This window comes from Ochrobactrum sp. C6C9, from assembly GCF_022627935.1.
Classification (GTDB): domain Bacteria; phylum Pseudomonadota; class Alphaproteobacteria; order Rhizobiales; family Rhizobiaceae; genus Brucella; species Brucella teleogrylli.
The window spans coordinates 1-204 of sequence record NZ_JABXGB010000156.1 but is presented as its reverse complement, the minus strand read 5'-3'; the positions used below and the strand labels follow the sequence as shown (position 1 = coordinate 204).

The following is a 204-nucleotide window of genomic DNA, read 5'->3' as shown; positions in this document are numbered from 1 at the left end:
CAACCAATGCGATGCAAGCCTTTCAAAATGTGCTTTCCTTTATACGAAGCGGATGATCTGCGTGGATGGCACCTGGACATTGGGCTTTCGCTCTTGAAGCGTCTTGGATCGGGTCGACTCCCGCTGAAGTACCAACGGCACAAGCGCAACTTTGATAGCTCAGTGCCTTTGGCAAAGGACCTTCGAGATCGGAAACAACTGAAG

1 protein-coding gene is annotated in these 204 nt (G+C 51.0%); it reads right to left on the bottom strand.

The genetic code is table 11. From position 1 onward, the window contains the following. Positions 1-22: 22 nt before the first annotated feature. A partial coding sequence (locus tag HWD97_RS24475; protein WP_371835840.1) for a hypothetical protein occupies positions 23-204 on the bottom strand: 182 nt, incomplete at its 5' end.